Annotated in this window: 16 protein-coding genes, 3 tRNA genes and 1 pseudogene; 13 read left to right on the top strand and 7 right to left on the bottom strand. The window is 61.1% G+C overall.

The window, feature by feature from the left end; genetic code table 11:
- The first annotated feature begins 87 nt into the window (after nucleotides 1-87).
- Entirely contained in the window at nucleotides 88-702 is a 615-nt protein-coding gene (locus NKJ90_RS03785; RefSeq protein ID WP_023759364.1) for a TetR/AcrR family transcriptional regulator, read from the top strand.
- 205 nt (nucleotides 703-907) lie between these two features.
- On the opposite strand, the gene NKJ90_RS03780 is transcribed toward NKJ90_RS03785, so the two are convergent.
- Entirely contained in the window at nucleotides 908-2,257 is a 1,350-nt protein-coding gene (locus tag NKJ90_RS03780) for a calcium-binding protein (RefSeq protein ID WP_023759363.1), read from the bottom strand.
- Nucleotides 2,258-2,842: 585 nt separating this feature from the next.
- Here NKJ90_RS03780 and NKJ90_RS03775 point away from each other — a divergent pair.
- Both NKJ90_RS03775 and NKJ90_RS03770 read left to right on the top strand, forming a co-directional pair.
- Nucleotides 2,843-3,412, top strand: a complete 570-nt coding sequence (locus tag NKJ90_RS03775; RefSeq protein ID WP_023759361.1) for a DUF2569 family protein — start codon at nucleotides 2,843-2,845, stop codon at nucleotides 3,410-3,412.
- Between the two features lie 154 nt (nucleotides 3,413-3,566).
- On the top strand, nucleotides 3,567-3,731 hold the full coding sequence (locus tag NKJ90_RS03770; RefSeq protein WP_023759360.1) for a hypothetical protein: 165 nt from the start codon (nucleotides 3,567-3,569) through the stop codon (nucleotides 3,729-3,731).
- Nucleotides 3,732-4,063: 332 nt separating this feature from the next.
- Here the strand turns inward: NKJ90_RS03770 and NKJ90_RS03765 are convergent, their stop codons facing one another.
- Nucleotides 4,064-5,173 carry an FAD-dependent oxidoreductase gene (locus NKJ90_RS03765; protein WP_245266611.1) on the bottom strand — a complete coding sequence of 370 codons (1,110 nt, stop codon included), beginning with the start codon at nucleotides 5,171-5,173 and terminating at the stop codon, nucleotides 4,064-4,066.
- Nucleotides 5,174-5,235: 62 nt separating this feature from the next.
- On the opposite strand from NKJ90_RS03765, the gene NKJ90_RS03760 reads away from it, so the two are divergent.
- Nucleotides 5,236-5,688 (top strand): MarR family winged helix-turn-helix transcriptional regulator, encoded by a 453-nt coding sequence (locus NKJ90_RS03760; protein ID WP_023759357.1) that lies wholly within the window; start codon nucleotides 5,236-5,238, stop codon nucleotides 5,686-5,688.
- A gap of 77 nt (nucleotides 5,689-5,765) precedes the next feature.
- Here NKJ90_RS03760 and NKJ90_RS03755 read toward each other — a convergent pair.
- Nucleotides 5,766-5,841, bottom strand: a tRNA-Thr gene (locus tag NKJ90_RS03755).
- A 153-nt stretch (nucleotides 5,842-5,994) separates the two neighbouring features.
- Here NKJ90_RS03755 and NKJ90_RS03750 point away from each other — a divergent pair.
- Both NKJ90_RS03750 and NKJ90_RS03745 read left to right on the top strand, forming a co-directional pair.
- Complete coding sequence (locus NKJ90_RS03750) at nucleotides 5,995-6,162, top strand: hypothetical protein (RefSeq protein WP_023757987.1); 168 nt, start codon at nucleotides 5,995-5,997, stop codon at nucleotides 6,160-6,162.
- 241 nt (nucleotides 6,163-6,403) lie between these two features.
- Nucleotides 6,404-6,709: a BA14K family protein gene (locus NKJ90_RS03745; protein WP_023757986.1), complete on the top strand. Its 306-nt coding sequence runs from the start codon at nucleotides 6,404-6,406 to the stop codon at nucleotides 6,707-6,709.
- A 71-nt stretch (nucleotides 6,710-6,780) separates the two neighbouring features.
- Here NKJ90_RS03745 and bhcR read toward each other — a convergent pair whose 3' ends face one another.
- On the bottom strand, nucleotides 6,781-7,599 hold the full coding sequence (bhcR, locus tag NKJ90_RS03740; RefSeq protein ID WP_352485687.1) for an HTH-type transcriptional regulator BhcR: 819 nt from the start codon (nucleotides 7,597-7,599) through the stop codon (nucleotides 6,781-6,783).
- Between the two features lie 213 nt (nucleotides 7,600-7,812).
- Here bhcR and gcl point away from each other — a divergent pair, with 213 nt between their 5' ends.
- The 3 genes from gcl (at nucleotide 7,813) to NKJ90_RS03725 (ending at nucleotide 11,486) form a co-directional block, all read left to right on the top strand.
- On the top strand, nucleotides 7,813-9,594 hold the full coding sequence (gene gcl / locus NKJ90_RS03735; RefSeq protein ID WP_352485685.1) for a glyoxylate carboligase: 1,782 nt from the start codon (nucleotides 7,813-7,815) through the stop codon (nucleotides 9,592-9,594).
- A gap of 17 nt (nucleotides 9,595-9,611) precedes the next feature.
- Nucleotides 9,612-10,409, top strand: coding sequence for a 2-oxo-tetronate isomerase (otnI, locus tag NKJ90_RS03730; RefSeq protein WP_023757984.1), 798 nt, complete (start codon nucleotides 9,612-9,614; stop codon nucleotides 10,407-10,409).
- Between the two features lie 144 nt (nucleotides 10,410-10,553).
- On the top strand, nucleotides 10,554-11,486 hold the full coding sequence (locus tag NKJ90_RS03725; protein WP_280948940.1) for a 2-hydroxy-3-oxopropionate reductase: 933 nt from the start codon (nucleotides 10,554-10,556) through the stop codon (nucleotides 11,484-11,486).
- A gap of 119 nt (nucleotides 11,487-11,605) precedes the next feature.
- Here the strand turns inward: NKJ90_RS03725 and rlmB are convergent, their stop codons facing one another.
- The gene (gene rlmB / locus NKJ90_RS03720) at nucleotides 11,606-12,454 is read right to left on the bottom strand and encodes a 23S rRNA (guanosine(2251)-2'-O)-methyltransferase RlmB (protein WP_023757982.1); all 849 of its coding nucleotides are present in this window, start codon (nucleotides 12,452-12,454) and stop codon (nucleotides 11,606-11,608) included.
- 198 nt (nucleotides 12,455-12,652) lie between these two features.
- Between rlmB and NKJ90_RS03715 the strand changes: the two genes are divergently transcribed.
- Together NKJ90_RS03715 and NKJ90_RS03710 are read left to right on the top strand one after the other, a co-directional pair.
- Nucleotides 12,653-12,737, top strand: a tRNA-Tyr gene (locus NKJ90_RS03715).
- A gap of 88 nt (nucleotides 12,738-12,825) precedes the next feature.
- Nucleotides 12,826-12,899, top strand: a tRNA-Gly gene (locus NKJ90_RS03710).
- Between the two features lies 1 nt (nucleotide 12,900).
- Here the strand turns inward: NKJ90_RS03710 and NKJ90_RS03705 are convergent.
- Complete coding sequence (locus NKJ90_RS03705; protein WP_156938487.1) at nucleotides 12,901-13,665, bottom strand: hypothetical protein; 765 nt, start codon at nucleotides 13,663-13,665, stop codon at nucleotides 12,901-12,903.
- Nucleotides 13,666-13,837: 172 nt separating this feature from the next.
- Here NKJ90_RS03705 and NKJ90_RS03700 point away from each other — a divergent pair.
- A pseudogene (locus tag NKJ90_RS03700) lies at nucleotides 13,838-13,939 on the top strand (GlsB/YeaQ/YmgE family stress response membrane protein); the annotation flags it as partial.
- An 8-nt stretch (nucleotides 13,940-13,947) separates the two neighbouring features.
- Here NKJ90_RS03700 and NKJ90_RS03695 read toward each other — a convergent pair.
- Nucleotides 13,948-14,835: a DMT family transporter gene (locus NKJ90_RS03695; protein WP_023757980.1), complete on the bottom strand. Its 888-nt coding sequence runs from the start codon at nucleotides 14,833-14,835 to the stop codon at nucleotides 13,948-13,950.
- A gap of 314 nt (nucleotides 14,836-15,149) precedes the next feature.
- Here NKJ90_RS03695 and NKJ90_RS03690 point away from each other — a divergent pair.
- A partial coding sequence (locus NKJ90_RS03690) for an elongation factor Tu (protein WP_352485684.1) occupies nucleotides 15,150-15,951 on the top strand: 802 nt, incomplete at its 3' end.

Raw genomic sequence — 15,951 nt, 5'->3', positions numbered from 1 at the left:
TGTTCTCCCTTGCCTTTGTGGCTTCTTGCAAAAAATTGAACCAATTCTAAAATTGAGTCAATTCTGTTTTTATGGCAAGAGGCTAAGATGAGCGGATTGCGGGCAAGGCAAAAGGCGGATCGGCACCGCCGCATCATCGAGGCGGCCGCGGAGCTTTTCCGCGACGCCGGTTATGAGGGTGCCAAGATCGAGGCTATCGCTGCCCAGGCCGAAGTCTCGATCGGCACCATCTACAATTACTATCAGAACAAGGGCGACATCCTCGGCGCCATCGTCTCGCTGGAGGTCAACGAGGTGCTCAATGCCGGGCAGGGCGTCGTCGCCAGGCCGCCGGCCAATGTCGGCGATGCGCTGGACACGCTGGTCGGCATCTATATCGAGCACTCGCTGCACTATCTCAGCAAGGAGATGTGGCGGCAGGCGATGGCGATCTCGACGCAACTGCCCGACAGCCCGTTCGGCCAGGCCTACACCGCGCTTGACCGCGCGCTGACCGAACAGATCCGCGCGCTGATCGCCCGGCTGCAGGCGCTCGGCCTTGTGCGGCAGGACATCGACGGGGCGGCGCTCGGCGAATTGATCTTCAACAACATGAACATGATGTTCATCGAGTTCGTTAAACGCGACAAGGCGAAGATCCCGGAACTGCGCGCGGCGATACGCAGGCAGAACCGGATACTGGTGGCGGCGATCGGGGTGTGATTGTCAAGAACGGGCGGCAGTATCGATCGTTGGAAGGCGACGGTGCCCAGCCCTCTTGAGTCGAACCTGAAGTGCAACCCATAGCGGCATCTCTAGGGGAGGGATCTTTGCAGTCCGATCCGCCAATAAGCCTTCACAGAATCCGGCGTAGCTCGTCGGACCTCACGCCCGCGCTTCGTAGTGCCGTGTGCGATCGCATCGGCGATCAAATGACGTACACGTCGTGGAAGGTCAGGACCGCCCCGGCCTGTAGGTGGGCGATTTCCACCTGAGCGGCCGATTTCGAGCCATCGGGGTCATAGTACAGAATGCCTGTGGTCTGGTTGTAGAGCAGGTAATCGTTATGGCTGGTGGCGTGCTGGCGCAACTCGAAATAGGACGAGTTCACCTGCGTCGGGCTGGACAACGATCCGGGGCCGAGGCTGGTGAAGACGGCGTTGTCGAGATAGAGCGCGTCGTCCGCTGCGTGGAAGTCGGGGAGCGTAGCGACATTGTCCGGGCCAAAGGCCGTGTCAAACACGAAGGTGTCCTTGCCGGCGCCACCGTTGAGCACGTCGTTGCCACCCCGGCCCCACAGTATGTCGTTGCCAGCCAAAGCATCATAGGTATCGGCCGCGGCAGTGCCGAAAAAAGTGTCGTCCCCGGTAGTTCCCGTGGTCGGGTCGGTAGGCGGGGTCGGCGGTGACGGTGGCTGGTCAGTCCCGTCATGGGCTGCATGCCAGACCGCCTTGGCGTTGGCCCAGTAGTCGCGCGCCGCCTGGCCTTGAAGGACCGTCCAACCGTCGGGCGGCATTGGATAACTGGACGGCAGCGGCGTGTCAGAGAGGTTGAGATAGTAGTTGCCGTGCGACTCGACCGTCTTGTCCCAGGCCCGCTGCAGCCGCTCCATGCCGTTGTGGTTCACGTCGGTGATCGCCACCACACAATCGATAAAGTGCAGGCTGGGCACGATATCGTTAGAGCCTGTCCCCTTGTCGAGTTTAAACGGCGAACCGTGGGTCATCTCGCCTTTGCGAAGGTACTCTCCCATGCCCAGAAGCATGCCATCCATGATGACTGTGTTGTCAGACCCATCAACGTCACCGTCGCCAAGGCTCACTCCGGAAAACACGTGGTCGAACAGGGAATCCTTGATCGTGCCGCCGATGACGTCATCGTCCTCGACCGCGTCGTCGCGGGAGTAGCCGACATAGCTATCTTCGATGACGAAGGTGCCCGTGCCGCCGACACGGATGCCGTCCCAGGGCTGGGTAACCGTCCAATCGTCGATGACAAAGTTGTGGGCTGAATTTATACGGACTGCGGCGGAGTTGACGTAAATGTCCTCCCAGTCGCCGGTTTGTGAGACCGTGCCGTTGATCGTGCCGCCAAATGCCAGGAGGTTGGCGCCGGGGTTGACGACCGCGAAGGGATAGAGGTTGGTGGGGCTTCCCTGATTGGCGACGATCCACGAGGCGTCGGTGGCATCGATGGTGGTGTCGGCGGCCAGGCCGGATACCTTATACTGGGTGTACCCATAGTCGCCGCTTAAGACAATGGTGCTTGCCTCGGCCATGGTTGGCCACCTTTCACACCCGCCCCGCCCTTTCCGCCAAGTGCCTGAAGCCGGAAAGGCCTATGCCTACCAGAGCCCCGTTAGCGGTAGCGTGCAAATCACAAAATGTGTCAAGAAATCGGAGGATGATCGACATCCCTGTCGAACACCTCGCTACGCTATCCGAGCAAGGAGATGTGGCGGCAGGCGATGGCGATCTCGACACAACTGCCCGACAGCCCGTTCGGCCAGGCCTGTACCGGGCCCGATCGCTCGCTCACCGCGCGGATTTGCCCTCTGGTCGCCCGGCCGTAGGCGCTTGGCCTTATGCGGCTGGGATACCGACGGGGCAGCATTCCGCGAACTGATTACGGCAACATGACACGATGTTCATCGCGAAGCGCGACGAGGCAAGGACCACGGAGGTACGCGCCGCGATACACAGGCAGAACCGGCTATTGGTAGCGGCGATCGGGGTGTGAGGAGTCAGGAGCAGACAGGAGAAATCGCCGCTCGGCATAAGACTTGGTTTCAGACGAGGCTCGACTCTTGAGTTGAATTTGAAATCTGGTACAACTTATAGGGGCATAAATAGGGGAGGGGTAAATGGGGGCGTTTTCCATCTGGCATTGGGCGATCATGCTGCTGTTGATCGGCGTGCCTGTTTTCTTTGCTGTTCGATCAGCCACGAAGCCGTCACAGAATCCTGCGGCTCTTGTAGGCATCGGCGGCTGGCTGATGCTGCTGGCGATCGGCCAGGCATTGTCACCGCTGCGCACACTCGCCAACTTGGCTATTTCGGCCGAAGGCTACCAGCAACTCATGGCTCTCCCGAACGGGGTCATGGCGGCCTATGGCGAGCTTGCTCTCAATCTGGCATTTCTGGCGCTTCAGCTGGTCGTGCTCGTTTCGATGCTGCGGCGAAGCCACCGCTTCCCGCGGTTGTTTCTGTTCCAGTGGCTTGCAATTCCGGTCGTATTCATCCTGGACACCATCTGGATCGCGTCAATTCTGGGCGTTCCGGTGAACAAGGTGCTCGCAGGTGATGCGTTGCTGGCAGCCATAGCGTCGTTTGTAGGGACCGGCATCTGGACCGCTTATGTCTATAAGTCAGTGAGGGTGAGGAATACGTTCACGAGGGCGAACGCGTCTGCCCAAATTGCGAGCGCCTCATAAAGATATCGGGGCGGACGGACACCAAGGTCGCGCAGGCGCGTGAGCGTCGCCATGAAGTCGGGGATGTCCGAGTGATAGAAGTCGATCGATCAGCGGGCCGACAGAGATGATGTCGCCTAATAACAGGATACCCGTCCTGTTTTCGCAGAGCTAGATGGAACCGGGCCCGTTCGGCCAAGCCTACGCCGCGCTCGACCGCGCGCTCACCAAGCAGATCCGCGCGCTCATCGCCCGGCTGCAGGCGCTCGGCCTGGTGCGGCATCGACGGGACAGCGCTCGGCGAACTGGTCTTCAACAACATGAACATGATGTTCATTGAGTTTGCGAGGCGCGACGCGGCGAAGATACCGGAACTGCGCGCGGCGATACGGAGGCAGAACCGGATATTGGTGGCGGCGATTGGGGTTTGAAATGGCGGACCTACTAAGCTAGCTGCATCGTTTATGTTGGACCGGCGCTCGCGATCCAGCCGAGATAGAACAAGGCGACGTAGGACAGCGCGACATCCATAAAGTCGACCTCGAGTGCCCGGTGAAGAAGGGCACGAAAGCTCATCAAGCTGCAAAGTTATCGGTGCCTCTTGTGACTGCCAGTAACCAAGTTACCGCCAGTGAACTGGGTGCCACCGGGGTCCAACCACCTTGTCGGCTGTCAATGTTCATTCACCCGTGACAAGTAATGTTGCAGAACCGGACTAGCTCCCTCGGACGAGAAGGCGCCGCTCAGGCCCTGAGCAGCCCCTTCCGCCGCGATGGCAGCCCGTCCCGCCATTGCCTCTTCATATCCGTTGACGGCCTGCCAGCCGTGGCCCGAGGTCAATGCCTCGGCGAGATCAACCGCATCGGCGAGCGCGAGATTCACCCCTTCACCCGAGAAGGGAGACATCAGGTGCGCCGCATCGCCCAGGAGAGTCAGCCCCGAACGACTGGTCCAGCGATGCCCGACAGGCAGCGCATAGAGTGGACGGACCGCGATGAAATCCCCGGTCTCGATGATTTCCTTCAACGCGGGAGCCCATTCGGCGAAGGGCTCACGCAACTCTGCGCGCACCCTTTCGGGCGACACCGCCTGCCAGTTCCGCGCGGTCGCCTCGTCCAGGCGCAGGCCGGCATATCCGCGAATATGGCCGAGCCCGTTTCGCTGGGTGATCAGGACGCGATTGTTGCCGACCGCAAACATCTTGCCACTGCCTGTCAGTGCGTCGATGGCGGGATGCCGTTCCACGTCGAAGCCCAGTTCGACCAATGTCACGCCTTCATAGGCTGGCACGGCATGGCTGAGCAGCGGTCGAACGCGCGACCATGCGCCATCTGCGCCGACCACCACATCGAAGCGCTCGCACCACCTATCGCCGATCAGCGCATGGCCATCGTCGGCAGGCGTGATTTCGAGGACGCGATGTCCCCAGCGCACCGTGCCGGGCGTGAGCGCATCCAGAAGGATCTGACGCAGGATCGTCCGATCGATTTCGGGCCGATCGTCAGCGGGCCCGTTGCGGTCGAACAGCAGGGTGCCGTCAACGTCATAAAGCCGGTCCCCCTGATCCTCGGGGCGGGCCGCAGTGGTGAACTCGGATTCTAGGCCCGCCAGCCGCATCGCGCGTTGGCCAGTTTCGTCATGCAGGTCGAGCGATCCGCCTTGCGGCCGCTCCCCGGCATGCGCATCCCGCTCGAACACGACGGGGGAGAGACCGCCCAATTGCAGCAGTCTCGCCAGCAACAGCCCGCCGGGGCCGCCGCCGATGATCGCGATCCGATCCATTGCCATATCATCAACCTCCATGTACATAGGAGCCTATGTAAATGAACATAGGAGCCTATGCAATGCCCAATACCGATGATGATTGGGAGCCGCTTCGCCATCCTGGCCATTACTTCAGCCGTATCGCACGCGAACTGAGCCGTATCGGCGACGCGCGGCTGCGCGACCTCGGCTTCGCCACGGCGCAGTTGCCCGTACTGGTGGCACTCAAGGATGGAGAACGACTGTCACAGACGGAACTCGCGCGTTGGGCGAAGGTGGAGCAGCCGACCATGGCTCAGATGCTCGCCCGGATGGAGCGCGATGGCATCGTCAAGCGTGAGCCCGATCCGCGCGACGGGCGCTCGAGCCTGATATCGCTGACGGACGAAGCGCTTGCGCGATTGCCGGCTGGCCGCGCGATACTGCGGCAGGGCAATGCCGATATCATGAAAGGTCTGTCGCCGGAGGAGGTTGACACACTCGTGTCGCTGCTCCAGCGCGTCCTCGCGAATATCGAAGCGCTTGAGCAGTGAGCAGAGCTTACCGATCGAATTGCGGTTAGCGGTAACCGACCGAACTGTTCCCGAACGTCGTCGAGGCTCGTGTGGGATGGTGCCCCCGGACGGAATCGAACCGCCGACCTTCGGTTTACAAAACCGCTGCTCTACCAGCTGAGCTACAAGGGCACGGCGCTCCGGTTAACATATTTGTTGCGCCAGTAAAGACAAAACTCCGTTTGCCCGGCATGTGATGTGGGCCGTCGGGGAGGGCATCGTGAAAACCGCCGGATTGTTTCCTACATATGGAAACGTTGCAATCGCTTCGAGCAGGGGTGTGGCATGATCAGATTTGTCATCATTCTCCCGATCATCTTCGTAGCCTGGATGCTGCTGGTGAAGATCATCAACGATGTGAAGAAGGCCAATGTCGACTGGGTTGGCGTCACCACCATCATCGGCTTCATCGCGCTCGCCTTCTGGCTTCGCCACGTCACGGGCATGGGGTGAGTAGGGATTAGCCACGAATAGGCACCGCCGGCGAAGCTACCGATCTCCCTAGCAAAGAGCACCATCGTCAACGTCCTCGCCGATCTCTGCGGGCCGAACTGGCTGCCAGCACGACCACGGCCCAAGCGAACCAAGCCGTTCCAGAAAAATCGAAAAAAGATTCGAACCTTTTTCCTTGCCGCAGCGACAGATGATCAAGAGGCGGATGGATCGCCTCGGTCAACGAAGCAAGGAGATCGTCATGTTCACGCGCACACTCGTTTCCGGCGTCATCGCCACCGCCGTCGCCGCCAGCACGCTGCTCGGCACCGTTCAGCCCTCGGCGGCCCACAACCATCACAACCGCGACATCGGTATCGGCATCGCCGCAGGCGTTGGCGGTTTCGTGCTGGGCAGCCTGCTCTCCCAGCAGCCCCGTACCGTTTATGTCGACGAAGACGGCGGCTCATGGCATGTCCGCCGCTGCTACGATCGTTACGCAAGCTACGACGTCGACTCCGACACCTATATCGGCCACGACGGCTATCGTCACTACTGCCGGCTCTGAGAGGAGGTGGCGTTCCAATCAGCTGAAAAGAGGGGCGCCCCACCGCCTCTCTTTTCGCTGTTCGTATGATCTCAGGCCGAGCTGACGCCGCCGATCATCCTGGTCACCTCGGCCGCGGCATCGCGCACCAGCGGGCCGATTTCGGCCAGCCGCTCCGGCGTCACCCGCACGGTCGGCCCGGAGACCGAAACGCCGCCGATCGGCTCGCCGAATTCGTTGAAGATGGCGGCCGCCACGCAGCGCATGCCGGGGTGCCGCTCCTCGTCGTCGACCGACCAGCCGCGCAGCTTGATTCGTGCCAGATCGTGGGCGAGGGCGGAGATGTCGGACAGCGTCTTGTCGGTGAAGCGCTGCAGCCCTGCCTTGCGCAGGATAGTTCCGACGCGCTCCGGCTCGAGATGCGCCAGCACCGCCTTGCCGATGCCCGACGCATGGAAAGGGCTGCGTGTGCCCGGCCGGAAGAAGGCCCGGATCGCCTGATGCGTCTCGACCTGGCTGACGAAGATCACGCAGTCATCCTCGGCGACGCCGAGATTGGCGGTCTCGCCGGTTCTCTCCATCAGCTCCTGCATGACGATACGGGCGCGGTCGACCAGCTTGCGACGGCGCAGGAAGGCCGCGCCCATGCGATAGGTCTCGACGCCGATCGACCACAACTGGTCGCTTGTATCGAATTCGACCATGCCGTGGTTTTGCAGCGTCGTCAGCATGCGGTAGGCGGTCGACGCGGCCAAGCCGCTCTGCGCCGATATCTCGCTCAACGACAGGCCGCTGCCCTCCGCGACGATGGCCAGGATACGCAACGCCCGATCGAGCGACTGCACCGAAGCCTCCGATGGTCCGTTGAAAGCGCGCGGGCGGCCGCGCTGGCGTTTCTCTGTTGTTTCCATGTCGCCATTCTCGCCGATTTCGCCAAACACACAATGAAAAACTTTTTCACTCGGTCGGATGGATGCGTTTCTGGAAAACAGAAAATCCAATAAAATCAAGATATAGTCGCAGTTTTCTAGAAATGAAAAAATATTCTGAAAAAATTGAAAAATAGCTGGCTTGCTGGCATCCTTGGCCAATCCAACAATGACAAACCCTGTGGAGGGCTGGAAATGGCCAGGATGCGCGCTGTCGATGCCGCGGTTCTCGTTCTCGAAAAGGAAGGTATTTCCTGCGCTTTCGGCGTGCCGGGCGCGGCGATCAATCCGTTCTATTCGGCGATGAAGGCGAGGGGCACCATCCGCCATGTGCTTGCCCGTCACGTCGAGGCCGCCTCGCACATGGCGGAGGGCTATACCCGCGCCAAGGCTGGCAATATCGGCCTGTGCATTGGCACCTCGGGCCCGGCCGGCACCGACATGATCACCGGGCTCTATTCGGCCGCGGCTGATTCCATTCCGATCCTGTGTATTACCGGTCAGGCGCCACGCGCGCGCCTGAACAAGGAGGATTTCCAGGCAGTCGACATATCAGCCATCGCCGCACCGGTCGCGAAATGGGCGGTCACCGTCATGGAGCCCTATCTGGTGCCCATGGTGCTGCAGAAGGCCTTCCACCTGATGCGCTCGTCGCGACCGGGCCCGGTGCTGATCGACCTGCCGGTCGATGTTCAGCTGGCCGAGATAGAGTTCGACATCGATGCCTATGAGCCGTTGACGCCGTTCAAACCGGTCATGACGCGCGCGCAGGCCGAAAAGGCGCTGACGATGCTCAACGCGGCCGAGAGGCCGCTGATCGTCGCCGGCGGTGGGATCATCAACGCCGATGCGTCTGATCTGCTCATCGAATTCGCCGAAATCTCGGGCGTTCCGGTCATCCCGACGCTGATGGGCTGGGGCGCGATCCCGGACGACCACCGGCTGATGGCCGGCATGTGCGGCCTGCAGACCTCGCACCGTTATGGCAATGCGACGATGCTGGAGGCCGACTTCGTCTTCGGCATCGGCAACCGCTGGGCCAACCGTCACACCGGCTCGGTCGATGTCTACACCAAGGGAAAAAAGTTCATCCATGTCGATATCGAGCCGACGCAGATCGGCCGAGTCTTCGCGCCGGACCTCGGCGTCGTGTCGGATGCAGGTGCGGCTCTGAAGATGCTGCTTGACGTTGCCACCGAGTGGAAGACGGCAGGCAGACTGCGCGACTGGTCCGGCTGGGCCAAGGAATGCCAGGCCCGCAAGAAGACGATGAAGCGCAAGACGCATTTCGACCAAGTGCCGCTGAAGCCGCAGCGCGTCTACGAGGAGATGAACAAGGCGTTTGGCCGCGACGTCACCTATGTCACCACGATCGGCCTGTCGCAGATCGCCGGCGCGCAGTTCCTGCATGTCTACAAGCCGCGCAACTGGATCAATTGCGGCCAGGCCGGCCCGCTCGGCTGGACCTTGCCGGCAGCCCTTGGCGTTCGCGCCGCCGATCCCGACCGCACCATCGTCGCGCTGTCTGGCGACTATGATTTCCAGTTCATGATCGAGGAACTGGCGGTCGGCGCGCAGCACAAATTGCCCTATCTCCATGTCGTCGTGAACAACGCCTATCTCGGCTTGATCCGCCAGGCGCAGCGCGGTTTTTCGATGGATTTCGAGGTCAGTCTCGCCTTCGAGAACATCAACCGATCAGGTGATCCGGAAGCTGGCTATGGCGTCGACCACGTTGCGGTTGCAGAGGCGATGGGCTGCAAGGCGGTCAGGGTGCGCAAGCCCGAGGAATTTGCCGCCGCCTTCAAGGAGGCGCAGCGGCTGATGAAAGAACACCAGGTTCCGGTCGTGCTCGAATTCATCCTCGAACGCGTCACGAACGTCTCCATGGGCACCGAGATCGACAAGATCACCGAATTCGAGGACCTTGCCGAGCATCAGGAAGATGCGCCCACGGCGATCGTGATGTTGGATTGAGAAGAAGGACAAGACGAATGCCACGGTTTTCAGCCAATCTGTCGATGCTCTTTGGCGAACATGACTTCCTCGACCGTTTCGATGCGGCCGCCCGCGCCGGCTTCAAGGGCGTCGAATATATCGGCCCGTATGACCATGCGCCCGAAATCGTCGCTGCCCGGCTGAAGAAGAACGGCCTGACCCAGGTGCTGTTCAACCTGCCGGCGGGCGACTGGGGCAAGGGCGAGCGCGGCATTGCCGCATTGCCGGACCGCGTGCCGGAATTCCGCCAGGGCATCGCCAAGGCGGTCGCCTATGCGCAAGCGCTTGGCTGCCAGCAGGTCAACTGCCTGGCAGGCATCGCGCCGGCGGGCGCCGACCGCAAGGTGCTGGAGGATGTCTTTGCCGAAAATCTCGCCTTCGCGGCGGAGAAGCTGGAACAGGCTGGCATCAGGCTGCTGATCGAGCCGATCAACACGCGCGACATTCCGGGTTTCTTCCTCACACACTCGGAACAGGCGCTGGCGCTGATCGATCGTATCGGGTCGAAGAACCTGTTCCTGCAATACGACATCTATCACATGCAGATCATGGAGGGGGATCTCGCCCGTACAATCGAGGCTAATCTCAGCCGCATCGCGCATATCCAGCTTGCGGACAATCCCGGCCGTCACGAGCCGGGGACGGGCGAGATCAACTATCCCTTCCTCTACGAGCACATCGACCGCATCGGCTATTCCGGCTGGATCGGGGCGGAATACAAGCCGAAGGCCGGCACGGAAGCTGGGTTGGGATGGTTCAGGGAATTGAGCGGGAAGGGGAGCGCGGCGGCGTAAGCACTAGAGGCCCCCTCATCCGGCCGCTGCGCGGCCACCTTCTCCCCGGTGGGGAGAAGAGACAGGCACCGCCGTTGGCGACCTCTTCTCCCCTCGGGGAGAAGGTGGCCCGAAGGGCCGGATGAGGGGGCGTTTCACACAGTCATTTGGAGAACCACAATGGAAACCATCGGTTTCATCGGCCTCGGCATCATGGGCGCGCCGATGGCTGGGCATCTGCTGGACGCCGGCTACGAGGTGATCGCCAGCGACCATCGCTCCAAGCCGCCTGCCGATCTCGTCGCCAAGGGCCTGAAGTCGGTCTCCGGCCATGCGGCCGTGGCCAAGGCTGCCGACATCATTATCCTGATGGTGCCCGACACCCCGCAGGTGGCCGACGTGCTGTTCGGCGACAATGGCGTCGCGTCGGGCCTGACGAAGGGCAAGCTGGTCATCGACATGAGCTCGATCTCGCCGATCGAGACCAAGGTTTTTGCCAAGAAGATCAACGGGCTGGGTTGCGACTATCTCGACGCGCCGGTCTCGGGCGGCGAGGTCGGGGCCAAGGCTGCGTCGCTGACCATTATGGTTGGTGGCGAGGAAAAGCCGTTCGAGCGCGCCAAACCAATCTTCGAGAAGATGGGCAAGAACATCACTTTGGTCGGCCCCAACGGCGTTGGCCAGACCACCAAGGTCGCCAACCAGATCGTCGTCGCGCTGACCATTGAAGCCGTCGCCGAAGCGCTTGTTTTTGCTTCAAAAGCCGGCGCCGATCCGGCCAAGGTCAGGCAGGCGCTGATGGGCGGGCTGGCGGCTTCGCGCATTCTGGAAGTGCATGGCGAGCGCATGGTCAAGCGCACCTTCGCGCCGGGCTTCCGCATCGAACTGCACCAGAAGGATTTGAACCTGGCGCTGGAGGGTGCGAAAGCGCTCGGCGTGTCGCTGCCCAACACCTCGACCACGCAGCAGCTGTTCAATTCCTGCGCGGCCAATGGCGGCGCCAGGGAAGATCATTCGGCCCTGGTCAGGGCGCTGGAGCGGATGGCGAATTTCGAGGTCGGCAGCGGAGCAGCCGAAACCAAGGGCAAAGCGGCATAGGTCAGGCGAGGGGCGGCGTAACGTTCCCAAGCCGCCAACTCTTTCCCGTCGAAGAGCGGGTTCCGGCGTCTGTCGCGAAAACCCGTTTCTTCGTTTCGAGATGTTTCTGCTGTTCTGGCTCAGGCGCGCTTCAAGAATGTCCGCGCCACGTAAAGGCTGATCGCCGCGGCATTGGATACGTTGAGCGAATGGATCGCGCCGGGCATGTCGAGCCGCGCCAGCGTCGTCACCGTCTCGCGCGTCTTCTGGCGCAGGCCCTTGCCCTCCGCACCCAGCACCAACGCTATCTTGTCACCGGCAAAGCTGGTTTCGAGTTCCGCCGGCCCGTCCGAATCGAGGCCGATGGTCTGAAAGCCGGCCTCGTGCAGTTGGCCGAGCGCGTCGGCGAGATTCTTCACCTCGATCTGGTCGATATGCTCCAGCGCGCCGGAGGCGGATTTCGCCAGCACGCCGGATTCCTGCGGGCTGTGACGAGCCGTGGTGATCAGCGCGCCGGCGCCGAAGGCGACTGCCGAGCGCATGATGGCGCCGACATTGTGCGGATCGGTGATCTGGTCGAGCACCAGCACCAGCTTGGCATCGCCAAGTGCATCAAGCCGCTTCGGTTTCAGCGGCTCGGCCTCGATCACCACGCCCTGGTGCACGGCGTCCGAGCCGGTGACCTTGTCGATGTCCCTGGGTTCGACCAGTTCCGTCTTGAAGGGCAGGGCGGCGAGATCGGCGATTTCGAGGCGCTCGGCCGCATTGCGCGTCACCAGCATCTTCCTGATCTTGCGGCGCGGGTTGTCGAGTGCCGCCCGCACCGTATGCAGGCCATAGAGCCGCACCAGGCCGTCCGCGGCATTTTCGCCCGGCGGAACCGGCTGTTTGGGCCTGAATGCCGGCGCGCCGCCGCTTTTCTCGTCGCGATAGGCGCGGCGCAGCTTGGCGTAATGGGTGTCTTTCGGGGTGTTGGTTTTATCGCTCATGGCTGGCTTCTATAGCGGTCTCCTCCGGTCAAGGATATGGCCCGTCGCCGCAGCCGGCGAACAGAAACGAAAAACCCTGGTTGCGCGGTTGACACCCAATGGGCTTGCCGCCATAAGGCGCTGCGCTGGTTTCGGAGAAGACATATCTCGGGTCCGGATTGGCGTGAATGCCTCGTTGCATGGCTCCGGCGGCAGACTGGAGAGGTGCCCGAGTGGTTAAAGGGGACGGACTGTAAATCCGTTAGCTTAGCTTACGTTGGTTCGAATCCAACCCTCTCCACCACTGCCGGCCCGGAAGCCCTGAAACGCGAAAGAATCGGACTGAAAAGTGCATGGCGCTTTTCGAGTGAATCCGGTACTTCAGGTAAGGCGCGGGTATAGCTCAGTGGTAGAGCAGCAGCCTTCCAAGCTGAATATGCGGGTTCGATTCCCGCTACCCGCTCCAGCTAGATTCCTGATGCCAACAACATCACGGCGGTTCCTACTTTGTAGAAGCCGTGCCAAAGCCCCACCACGCCGCCCCCAACGATCAGAATGAAGCCGAAATAGGCGTGCCATCTGTTAACTCGCTTCGGCGTCGCGATGGGTGGGTACTTTGCCCGTATCTCCAGGATTTCTTCCCGCAATTGCGGATCTAAGGGTAGATCATCGTATTGAATACGAAACTTCAGTCTCTTCATGCTACCAAGGATCACAGCCAGGGCTATCCAGGTCAGCACGGCAAGCCAGAGGCTGATGACGTAAAGCTGCGGATAAAGAACGTAAGGGCTGTTCAGGCAGGCTTCCGGAAAAGGCGTGCGGCGAATGAATGATCGTCTGCCCAAGCTTGCCAGCCACCATCCGTGATCAGTCGTTGCAAGGCCAACGAGGAATCCGGCCAAGAGCAACGAACCTCCGGCGATCCATAAGAATGATTTTCGGTTTTCATCATCCGTAATCGCCGCGAATGCGCACTTCCCTGCGATAGGCATCAGCAGCAGGGTAAAGACGATGGAATAAACCATCTGAGACATCACAATAGCGGAAAATGACGCCGAGCATCTTCCGAGATCTGCTGTAAGGCCGAATGATCGAGAAAACAACGTTGCGAATACGGGATCCGCCTGGGATAAAAATGCGTAGATGAAGGCGTGCAACATCAGGACCGTGGTGCCGGAAATGACAGAAGCCCGATGATTATCTCTAAACCTTAGTTCCCACACCGATTTCACGATTCATCACCACCTAAGTTGCCTTAAAGTGATGACATAAAACGGGTTAATCTAGTATTGCGCGACCAACGGTTGTCTTGCGCAACCAAGATTGCCGTTGCAAAGTGGATCTTGTGCGAGGCCGATCCCCCCATAGGAATAGGACGCATAAAAGTTGTCCCCCTATAGGTCAGGCGTCACCGGCCTCAACATCTACAGCCTGATCGTCGCAGTGATCGGAGCTGTGGTCGTTCTGTGGGCCTATCACCAGTTCAGCGCAAGGCGGACGCTTTAGGCGTCAGCCTACGCGACGACGGCCAGCCGGCGCTGGCGCTGATCCAGCGAGACGATGGTCAGTCCGCTGCCGACAACCAGCAGGATGCCGCAGATCGCCAGCGCGTTGGGGAATTGCCCGAACACCAGCAGGCCTGAAATCACCGCCCAGACGGTGAAGCAATAGTAGAACGGCGCCACGGCACTGGTCGGTCCGACGCGATAGGCCATGAAGATGAAGAAGTGGCCGAAGATCAGGAAAAATCCAGCACCTGCCATCAGCAGCAGGTGGTGCATCCCGGGCATCACCCAGCGCTCGGAAACCAGATGCGCGGCACCGGCGCCGATCAGCACCACCACGACGGCGGAAATCGCCACGATCATGCCCGGCACCTCGGCCGAGACCCGCCTGCCGGCAAGGTCGCGCGCGGCTGCCAACGCGGCGTTGCCGAGCGCCAGCAGGGCGTAGACCGAAATGCCTTGCATTGTCGGCTGCGCCACCATCAGCGCGCCGATGAAGCCGAGCCCGATCAGCGCCATGCGCCGGCCGCCGATCCGCTCGCCAAACAGGATCGAGGAGCCGACCAGCATCAAGAGCGGCGTGATCTGTCCAAGCGCGGTGGAATCGGCGATCTGCATGTTGGCGAGCGCCACGACATAGCAGAGGATCGCCGCCAGCTCGAGCAGGTTCCTGCGCAGCACATGGCCGTCGAAGATCAGCGGAATCTGCTTGCCGTAGCCCAGCGCGAACAACAGCGGGAAGCCCCAGAGCGCTGCCGCCGCACCGCGCAGAAACAGCACTTCATAGGACGGCAGGCCTGCCGTCGCGAGCTTCATCATCGTGTCGTTGACGAGATAAGATCCCGTCGAAACGATCATGAACAGCGGGCCACGGATGGAGGGCGGGATGAAATGCATCCGGTCAGGAGATCAGACCTCGATGACTTCAGCAATGGTCCATGGCCTGGCCATGAATCAGACAGGGATTGGGCAGGCAAGACAACGCTATCGCGGCATCGATCGATCGGCCCGCCACCCATTTCATTTCGCGGTGCGCCTTCCTATATCAGCGCCACATCCCCGCAATCGGATCGATGGTTCGGACTGAGTGAGACGGCACCCAGCCAAAAGACGCTTGTGTTTTTTGGCCTTTGTCGCTAATCGCCCCGCATTCGACTGAACTGAAGGTCTTCGACCGAACTGAAGATCCGGGCCGTCCAAGGAAAGAGACTATGGCAAAAGGTAAATTCGAGCGTAACAAGCCTCACGTGAACATCGGCACGATTGGCCACGTCGACCATGGCAAGACGTCGCTGACGGCTGCGATCACCAAGTATTTTGGTGAATACAAGCGCTACGACCAGATCGACGCTGCCCCTGAAGAAAAGGCGCGCGGCATCACGATCTCGACGGCGCACGTCGAATACGAGACGGCCAACCGCCACTATGCTCACGTCGACTGCCCCGGCCACGCCGACTATGTGAAGAACATGATCACCGGTGCCGCGCAGATGGACGGCGCGATCCTGGTCGTGTCGGCTGCCGACGGCCCGATGCCGCAGACCCGCGAGCACATCCTGCTCGCCCGTCAGGTCGGCGTGCCGTCGATCGTGGTGTTTTTGAACAAGGTCGACCAGGTCGACGACGCCGAGCTGCTCGAACTGGTCGAGCTCGAGGTTCGCGAGCTTCTGACCAAGAACGAGTTCCCCGGCGACGACATTCCGATCGTCAAGGGTTCGGCGCTTGCTGCTTTGGAAGATTCGGACAAGAAGATCGGCGAGGACGCGATCCGCGAGCTGATGGCTGCGGTCGATGCCTACATCCCGACCCCGGTTCGTCCGCTCGACAAGCCGTTCCTGATGCCGATCGAAGACGTGTTCTCGATCTCGGGCCGTGGCACGGTTGTCACCGGCCGCGTCGAGCGCGGCGTGGTCAAGGTCGGCGAGGAGCTCGAGATCATCGGCATCCGTCCGACGACCAAGACGACCTGCACCGGCGTCGAGATGTTCCGCAAGCTGCTCGATCAGGGCCAGG

This window comes from Mesorhizobium sp. M0051 (genome assembly GCF_040323235.1).
Taxonomy (GTDB): domain Bacteria; phylum Pseudomonadota; class Alphaproteobacteria; order Rhizobiales; family Rhizobiaceae; genus Mesorhizobium.
This window is presented reverse-complemented; position numbering and strand designations above follow the sequence as displayed.